The organism is Nitrospinota bacterium, assembly GCA_035528715.1.
Lineage (GTDB): Bacteria > JADFOP01 > JADFOP01 > DATKYB01 > DATKYB01 > DATKYB01.
In genome coordinates, this window is record DATKYB010000082.1 from 1 (window position 1) to 9,217 (window position 9,217).

The following is a 9,217-nucleotide window of genomic DNA, read 5'->3' on the forward strand; positions in this document are numbered from 1 at the left end:
TTTACTATGAGGCTATCCTTCTTTGGCTCTATATCTCCTTGAAATATTCCATGAACAGAATCATACTTTAAGAGATGGGCGAGGGTCTTTGTGTCAGTAATGTCATTAACAGCAGCAAAATCCATATCTTTATTGTTAATAGACGCCCTGAAAAAGTTTCTCCCAATCCTCCCAAAACCATTAATTCCTACCTTTATTGCCATTTTGCACCTCCTGTTAAGTTATGATTGTAAAAAATTATGTTACAAATCATTTCTTGATAAGTCAATAACTTTTTCTTTGGGCGTTCTTTTATAAAAATAATAAATCATTATTCATTAAAGACAAGATTTTGGAAAAATATTGTATATTGGTGCTAAAATTTAATTCATTTTAACTTTTTTGAATCAATTTCAACATGTCATGGATAAGACAAAGACATCTACCTTTCTCGCCCCTTCCTTTTTAAGGATTCTCGAACATTCATTTACTGTTGCACCTGTAGTAAAGACGTCGTCTATTAATAAAATATTTTTATCTTTAATCTTTTCCTTTCCTATAACCCTAAAGGCATCCCTTACATTTTTAAATCTCTCATTGACTTTGAGTTCTAATTGAGGTTTTGTATGTCTGTATCTGGTAAGATTATCTGCTAAAACTGGAACTCCAATTTGTTTACCTATATTAATCCCTAAAAGCAAAGATTGGTCAAAACCCCTTACTCTTAATCTTTTTTTATGTAGAGGCACGGGGATAATAGTATCAAAATCGATTCTTTCAAATCTATTATTCAGATTAGCAATCATTATCTCTGATAATAACTTTCCCAAGGCCCTTTTTTTCTGAAATTTATAGATATGAATAAGTTCTTTTAAGATACCGCTATAGACCCCAGCGGCCCTAGCAGAATTAAAATGAAATCTTTTTTCTCTACATTGAAAACATAAATGTTCTGGACTATATGCCAATGTTTCCTTGGAAATAAATGGCCTGCCACAAACTTTGCAGTAAGGATATTGGACAATCTCGATTTTGTTAAAGCAATCATCACATATAAAATCCTTTTGCGAATCTCTTAAGATGGAAAAACATACGACACATTCCCGCGGAAGAATAAAATCAAGAATATTTTTGATGAGATTCATTTTTTTAATCCTTTAACAGTCAGAATATGGAGGAAAAGAGAAGCCATTGCTTATGTTTTATAATGTCGGAGGACAGAGAAACACATAATAGTTTACAATTTTTCCTTTGGTCTTCCTCCCTTTATTTCTACCACGGCATATGATTGCCCTGATAGTTAAAGAAGCTGCCTGAATCGGACGGTTTTAACTTAGAGATTACCGTCATCATTCCTCTAACTGATTCGTCTGCTGATATGGGGGCTTCAGGGCCACCCATATCAGTTTTTACCCAACCAGGATGCATGACCACAGAACAAATGCGCTGTTCTCTGAGTTCATGTGCGAGACTACGGTTCATCATGTTAAGAGCAGCCTTTGATACCCGATAAGCGTAATCACCACCGCTTTTGTTGTCATCGATGGATCCCATCAAAGAGGTAATGTGAATAATCTTTTTTTCTTTGCCCCTTTCTAGTAATGGAAGAAAGCCTCGAGTTACGCGGATAGGACCAAGAACATTAACATCAAAGGTTTCCTTTACGATTTCAAGATTCAGATTCTTGACCGAATCCTGGGGTTTACCACCAAAGATTCCGGAATTATTGATAAGGATATCTACAGAGCTCCACTTCTTTTGCACGGTATCCACTGCTTTTTGAATAGCAGTTTCATCGGTGACGTCAAAAGAGACAAGAAAGAGATGCTCTTCGTACATTTCTCTTAAACGCTTAAGTTCTATTGCTTTTTCAGGCTGTCTCGCCACAGCGACAATACGGTCACCCTTTTCTAAGAAAGATTTGACAAATCCAAGGCCAATACCGCGATTGGCTCCGGTTATGACTATGATTCTTTCAGACATTTCCTCTCCCCCTTTTTATAAGGATGGTCTTGATCTTCAAAAATTAACTTATATTCATAAATAAATATAATTTTTTTAAGAATACGATTAAATTGATTTTGTTATTATATGGAAAAAAAACATAGAAGCAAGCAAACTCTCATTATGCAAATATAGCTTTTCAGTTAAGCCGTGACAATACATATCAATATTATTCTACTATTGACTTTAAGACTTATTTCTGTAAATTAACCGTATTAATAAAGTGAATCCCGAAAAATAAGGCTTTAGCATAATCAAAGAAAATTTTATATGAAGAATTCGTGAATAGGAGAAGATTAATGAGAAGCAAGGTCTATTTCGCAAACTTAAAATGCGATTATGACCATAATCTTCTGGACAAGACATCCCTTCTCTATAAAAAGGCTGACTTTGGAAGTCTTATAAAAGAGATGGATTTTGTTGCAATAAAGCTCCACTTTGGAGAAGAGGGGAACATGACTTTTTTACAGCCCTCTTTTATAAGAAGGATTGTTGAAGAGGTAAAGAATTGCGGGGGTAACCCCTTCTTAACAGACACGAACACTCTATACAGTGGGGAGAGAAGAAATGCGATTGACCATTCTGTTCTTGCTGCAAAGCACGGCTTCGGTCTCTTTAGTACTCATGCCCCTATTATTATAGCCGATGGGCTGAGGGGACTGGACTATATTAAAGAAAATATTGATGGTAAATATTATAGAGAGGTTAATATTGCCAGCGGAATTTATCATTCTGATGCAATGATTGTTGTTTCCCATTTTACAGGGCACGAACTCTTTGGATTTGGAGGTGCCATTAAGAATTTGGGAATGGGATGCAGTAGCCCCAGTGGGAAACAGATGATACACTCAGACGTTCTGCCCAAAGTCAAGGCAAAGAAATGTATAGCGTGTGGAATGTGTATCAAGTGGTGTCCAGTTGATGCTATTTCCTGGTCTGATAAAAACAAAGCAAAAATTGATAAAAAGATATGTATTGGCTGTAGTGAGTGTGTGGTTGTGTGTAAATACAAGGCAATAGGTATTAATTGGAAAACGGATGAGTCCACTGCTCAAGAGAAAACCGTTGAGTATGCCTTAGGTGCCGTTAAGAATAAGAGAGATAAATGCGGCTACTTTAATTTTCTTATTAATATAACTCCTGATTGTGATTGCGTTGACTTTAATGATCTTCCTATTGTTCCTGATATCGGTATGCTGGCATCAAAAGATCCAGTAGCCATTGATCAAGCATCAGTAGATATGGTGAATCATACTACAGGCATTTCGAGTTCTCGTTTAAAAGATAATATTCACTCTAAAGACAAATTCTATGACGTGACTGAGATGAAAAGCGATTCTATCCTAAGCTATGGGGAGAAGATGGGTCTAGGTTCAAGAAATTATGAGATTATCGAGGTCGGTTGATTAAAAAATTTAAACTAAATTAAGAAATTTTCTTGAAAGAGAAAGATTTTAAAAACAAAAGTATCGTTTTTCCAAAAAGGCAAAGAGGAGACCCTGTCCTTTCTCAAGATGCTTTATTCATTCCTTCACAGTGGGAATTTAAACTGGCAATAGATAATTTTGGACTGAAGAACTTCAAGACATCTCGTTTAGATTTTTCGTCTCTATACTTTCTTTCCTCCAGAAATAAAAGAATCGCCATAGTTGGTCCTGCTATCGGTGCACCAGCAGCGGTCTTGATTTTGGAAAAACTGATTGTCCTTGGGGTAAGAAATGTGTTTGTTCTAGGAAGCTGCGGTTCGCTTCAAGATGACATAAAGATTGGGGATATCATTATCCCAGAAGAAGCGATCAGAGAAGAAGGCACATCTTTTCATTATATCAATCGTGATTTTGTTCCCAGGGCCAGTGGAAAAATGGTCGGTCTGATATCAAAGATATGTCTTAGACAGGGACTGGATCATAAGATTGGAAAGATATGGACTACGGATGCTCCTTATAGGGAGACAATCAAAAAGGTAGAAAAATATAAAAAACAAAATATCCTTGGGGTAGATATGGAACTATCTGCTCTCTTTACTGTTGCCTTCTCAAAAAAGATAAGTTTGGGAGCCCTTTTGATCGTTTCTGATGAACTCTCCTCTCTTAAATGGAAAAGGGAATTTCACTCAAAAAAATTCAAAACATCTTTTAGAGATGGATGTAAGATTGTATTAGAGGCCATCGAGAGATTCTCTTAATCTTGTTGCAGTCCTTGTCCATCTTTAAATATAAAGGATGAAATGCTTGAAAAAGATACTTTTCTATATTAGTGGACATGGATTCGGTCACACTTTGAGAATGATAGAGGTAATGAAACAGCTCTATCTATCCAGAGACAAGATATCCTGCATTGTAAAAACCACGTCGCCAAAATGGTTATTTGACTTAAGCCTCAATGATCCCTTTGATTATTTTTCATTCAAAGGCGACATAGGAGTCATCCAAAGGGATAGTCTTAATCTCGATAAATTAAAAACATTAAGAGAGTATGCTGAGCTCTTAAAGATAAAAGAGATTCTTGTAAAAGATGAGACTCAATATGCAGAGAGAAATAAAGTATCTGTTATTGTTGGAGATATTCCACCGATTGCCTTTGATATTTCACAAAGGATAAATATCCCTGGGATTGCCATTGGAAATTTCTCTTGGGATTGGATATACAAGGATTATGTGAGGGAATTTCCTCAGTATCAATTTCTCATTGAAGAGATAAAAAACTCCTATTCCAAAGCAGATTTGCTTTTGCGTCTTCCCTTTTATGGCGATATGTCTATCTTTTCCCGAAAAGAAGACATCTCCCTTATTATAAGAGATTCAGATCTTTCTAAAGATGAGATTATAAAAAGACTTGGATTAGAGAAATATTTTTCATTAAAGAAAAAAGTGGTTCTTCTCTCTTTCGGTGGCTTTTATAATGCCCGGATTGATTTTAACGCTCTAAATAAGCTTAAGGATTATTTCTTTTTATCATTTTCAAAAATTCCTCTTAAAAATCCTGAAAATATAAAGGTCCTGCCCCCAAGATTTATTGACCACCATCATCTATTAAAGGTTTGTGACATTGTAATCAGCAAACCGGGATACGGAATCGTCGCAGAATGTATTGCCAATAAAAAACCCCTCCTCTATACCTCAAGGGGTGATTTTGCTGAATATCCTATTTTAACAAAAGGAATGAAGAGATATATTCCTAGCCTCTTTATCCCACGAAAAGATTTTCACTCAGGGGAATGGGGCTCTTACCTTAATGATATTCTTTTGAGTCAAAAAAAGAAAAGAGAAGAAATGAAGTGTAGCGGTGCAAAGGAAGCTGCTAAAAAAATCTTAAAATTTCTCTGAAACAGGAAATAGTCATAAAGAAGTTTTCAAGAAGAGAAGAGGGGTTCAAGGAGTCAGAGGAGGGAGGATATCCTATTTTAGATTCATTCAATTTTTAATTGACTTGAAAAACAATAAATGTTAATTTTTTCAAGTTTTTGTTTTGAATCAATATTTAAGCTCTTCAATGAAGGCGGTGAGGAGTGAAAACGAAACTTTTTTTCAGGTAGATTAAAATACTTTTTCAAGGGGGCAGAGATGAAGATACGTTTTCTCCTAGTGCTGTTTTTGGTTTTATCCTTATGTTTAATTTATGGACAGTCTATGGCGTCAGAATCAAAAGGGGATGAGGCCGGTGGTTCCCATGTTATTGCATCAGCACCTCATCAAGCCGAACAAGGAAAAGAGGCTGCGCATGGTGAAGCACAAAAACACGAAGGTACTGGTTTAGGGAAGGTTCTTCCTATATGGAGCGCTCTACCTTTTATCGGCATACTCCTCTCCATTGCCCTATTTCCTCTTTTTGCACCAGAGTTCTGGCATCATCACTTTCCAAAGATATCAGCTGCTTGGGCTCTCATATTTGCCGTTCCCTTCGTCCTGGCTTACGGTGGGGATGCCATGTATGAGATACTCCATATCTATCTTATTGATTATTTCCCCTTTATAATCCTCCTCTGGGCTCTTTTTACGGTTGCTGGTGGGATTTTGTTAAGAGGAACCCGTGCAGGAACCCCTGTAGTCAATACAGGGTTCTTAGTTGTCGGGACAATCCTTGCATCATGGATGGGTACAACAGGTGCTGCAATGCTCTTAATCAGACCTGTAATCCGGTCAATTAAAAACAGGCAATATAAGGTTCATACCATCATATTTTTTACCTTCTTGGTTGCCAATATCGGGGGCTCACTCACGCCTCTTGGTGACCCGCCCCTATTTCTTGGATTCATTCATGGGGTTCCATTCTTCTGGACATTCAACATTCTTCCCCACATGATTTTTGTAAGCTTCCTCGTCCTTACGGTCTATTTTATCATCGATACCATTCTCTTTAAAAAAGAGATGAAACAGGGAAATTCTTCTTTTGAGGCACAATTAAAGGAAGAAAAGCAACCCTTAAGGCTCGTGGGTAGCTATAATTTCATCTTTCTCGCTGGGGTTGTCGGCGGAGTTTTGATGAGTGGTATGGTAAAACTGGGTTCGGTAAATATATTGGGCATACACGTTGAAATTCAAAACATGCTGAGAGACGGAATTTTAATCTGTATGGGCCTTCTCTCTATGAAATTCACACCTTGGAAGCTTCGGGAAGAAAACGGCTTTACATGGTTTCCTATTATGGAGGTGGCCTATCTCTTTGCCGCTATATTTATGACGATCGTTCCCGCCCTTGCCATGCTGAAGGCTGGTTCAGAGGGTTCGCTTGCCTTTATCATTAATGCGGTTAAAGAGCCCTATCATTATTTCTGGTTTACAGGAATTCTCTCCAGCTTTCTAGATAATGCCCCAACGTATCTTACCTTTTTAAATACAGCCCTTGGTAATTTCTACGCCGGCATGCCTGAGCTTCAGGCTGTTCATGCCCTGATAGCCGATAATGCCGTATACCTTAAGGCTATCTCAGCAGGCGCTGTTTTCTTTGGGGCAAACACCTATATTGGGAATGCGCCAAATTTTATGGTAAAATCGATTGCCGAGGAAAATGGTGTCAATATGCCAAGCTTCCTTGGATACATGCTCTATTCAGCAATTATCCTCTTCCCACTCTTTGTTCTGGTCACTCTGGTATTCTTTTAAGACCAGCCTATTAGCTTAAAAATGAGGGGCTAAGGTTTCTTAGCCCCTCTTGTTATTTCTGCACTTCAAATCCGCAAATACTTGTCATTTATGTAACTTTCTTGCTTGCCCAAGAAAGTTACATAAAAAGAGCTAAAATCAAGCCCTTATAAAAATTACCATTTTAGCACTTCAAATTCCGTGACCTTCTGGCTGTGTCGGTTTGGATTCGACCTCCGGAACCATCTAAAATCAATGTCTTACAAAATTTATTGATTTATTTATGGTTTGGGATTCTGAGGCATTGTGATAAATTTGTGATAAAAAATATCCAAAAATAATGTATTTTTTTATTGACAAAAAGGGCTATTTCTGTCAATAATAAATTTGCTTATTGCACAATGCGTCAATAGAAAAACTTATTTAAAAATCTTTATTAGAGGTAAAATATATTGAATTTCAAAGACTTCAAGGATTCATCTTCGGGGAAATGCATCAAAACACTAGAGGGATATTGGGCATTTGTTCCTAACCCCCTTCCGCCGCGTATTAAGTTTGATAAAAATATTATTTCACTTCTTTCCGAAGCTGACAGACTTCTTGGAGAACTATCAGGAACAGGAAGAGTGCTCCCCAATCCCTATCTCCTTATTTCGCCTTACATAAAGCGGGAAGCAGTATCAAGTTCTCGAATTGAAGGTACCCTAGCTTCGCTTGATGACTTATTCTTTTTTGAAGCCGAAGAACCGAAAGAACCGAAAGTTCCGGATGTCCGAGAAGTAAAAAACTATGTTGAGGCTATGAATCACGGTGTTGAACTTTTGAAAAAATTACCTGTATCAGCCAGGCTGATTTGTGAGATACATAAAGTTCTCATGGAGGGTGTTCGAGGGAAACATGCCACTCCTGGTGAGATACGCCGCTCTCAGAATTGGATCGGCCCGCCTGGATGTTCTCTTGACGAGGCTATATATGTGCCGCCACCAATAGAAGAAATGAAGAAAGCGTTGAGCGATTGGGAGAAGTATCTCCATGCGAAAAAGGATGAGCCGATATTAATTCAATGTGCGCTCATGCACTACCAATTTGAAGCTATCCATCCTTTTCTCGATGGTAATGGCCGAACTGGAAGGCTTTTAATTACATTTTTCCTTTGTGAAAAAGGTTGTTTAACCCAGCCTCTTCTTTATCTATCATCATTTTTTGAGAAGTATAGAAATGATTATTACTCAAGGCTTCTTTATGTCAGCAAGAAAGGCGAATGGGAAGAATGGATTAAGTTCTTTTTGCGCGGGGTTGCAATTCAATCAAAAGAAGCCATAGCTGATTCTAAAAAAATACTGGAATTGCATGGTGAATACCTTAAAATACTTGAAACTGCCGGCAAAATTCCTGATACTGCTTATCGATTGATTGATGAAATATTTTCAAATCCTGTTATTTCTATTTACAGATTGAGTAAAAAATGGGATTTACCATATAATTCAGTAAAAAGAGGCGTAATGAAACTTGTCAAAATCGGTGTTCTTGAGGAAAAGACTGAAAGGAAAAGGAAAAAGCTTTATATTGCTCCAAAAATGATGAATCTTTTAACTGGATCTGAAAAACAGACACATTAAATCCATTATTCATCTTTCTCTTTTTCCAGCCCAGATCTATCTTTTTTTCGAACCTCTCCCCATATCATTGTGTAAAAATCCATTCTGATAAATTTGTGATAAAACATATCATCAATCCCCTTCAGATTTTTCAGGGATTTGGCAAGAGAGCGAGGAAAAAAGAAGGAACTGTTTGAGAGCTAGGCTCGAGTTTGTTGCTTCTCCGAAGCGAGCGCGGTCAAATACCGATAAGAAAAATCTTGGGGTGCCCTTCTTTGGTAACTTTCTTGGGCACGCAAGAAAGTCACATAACAAACCCGCAAAAAACTATTGCAAAAATATCTTTTCCTGTGATAGAAAATAGTTAATTCATACTAAATCTGTAATTCCACTCATTGTAATTTTTGGTTCGAAAGAGGTAATAAGATGGGTACTGGCTTTTTAATATTTTTATCTTTTGTTTTTCTCGGATTAATTATTCTGTTTATAGTGACAAAAGATCGATGGAATTGGAAAGAGATTATTGTTCGTCCTATCATTTTAATATTGTCATTA

At 37.0% G+C, this 9,217-nt stretch carries 8 protein-coding genes; 5 read left to right on the forward strand and 3 right to left on the reverse strand.

The features are described 5' to 3' along the window. The 3 genes from VMW81_06240 to VMW81_06250 form a co-directional block, all read right to left on the reverse strand. Positions 1–203, reverse strand: a 203-nt coding sequence (locus tag VMW81_06240) for a glyceraldehyde 3-phosphate dehydrogenase NAD-binding domain-containing protein (GenBank protein HUU50537.1), incomplete at its 3' end; no start/stop codon positions are given. Positions 204–392: 189 nt separating this feature from the next. Next, a complete protein-coding gene (locus tag VMW81_06245; GenBank protein HUU50538.1) occupies positions 393–1,124 on the reverse strand; it encodes a ComF family protein in 732 nt (243 codons plus the stop codon). A gap of 127 nt (positions 1,125–1,251) precedes the next feature. After that, the gene (locus VMW81_06250) at positions 1,252–1,962 is read right to left on the reverse strand and encodes an SDR family oxidoreductase (protein ID HUU50539.1); all 711 of its coding nucleotides are present in this window, start codon (positions 1,960–1,962) and stop codon (positions 1,252–1,254) included. A 320-nt stretch (positions 1,963–2,282) separates the two neighbouring features. Here VMW81_06250 and VMW81_06255 point away from each other — a divergent pair, with 320 nt between their 5' ends. The 5 genes from VMW81_06255 (at position 2,283) to VMW81_06275 (ending at position 8,683) form a co-directional block, all read left to right on the forward strand. Next, positions 2,283–3,389 (forward strand): DUF362 domain-containing protein, encoded by a 1,107-nt coding sequence (locus VMW81_06255; GenBank protein ID HUU50540.1) that lies wholly within the window; start codon positions 2,283–2,285, stop codon positions 3,387–3,389. A 32-nt stretch (positions 3,390–3,421) separates the two neighbouring features. Next, positions 3,422–4,168 (forward strand): nucleoside phosphorylase, encoded by a 747-nt coding sequence (locus VMW81_06260; GenBank protein ID HUU50541.1) that lies wholly within the window; start codon positions 3,422–3,424, stop codon positions 4,166–4,168. A gap of 46 nt (positions 4,169–4,214) precedes the next feature. Further along, positions 4,215–5,309, forward strand: coding sequence for a hypothetical protein (locus tag VMW81_06265; GenBank protein ID HUU50542.1), 1,095 nt, complete (start codon positions 4,215–4,217; stop codon positions 5,307–5,309). A gap of 237 nt (positions 5,310–5,546) precedes the next feature. Further along, the gene (locus VMW81_06270) at positions 5,547–7,085 is read left to right on the forward strand and encodes a sodium:proton antiporter (GenBank protein ID HUU50543.1); all 1,539 of its coding nucleotides are present in this window, start codon (positions 5,547–5,549) and stop codon (positions 7,083–7,085) included. A 431-nt stretch (positions 7,086–7,516) separates the two neighbouring features. Beyond that, a complete protein-coding gene (locus VMW81_06275) occupies positions 7,517–8,683 on the forward strand; it encodes a Fic family protein (protein ID HUU50544.1) in 1,167 nt (388 codons plus the stop codon). The last annotated feature ends 534 nt before the right edge of the window (positions 8,684–9,217 follow it).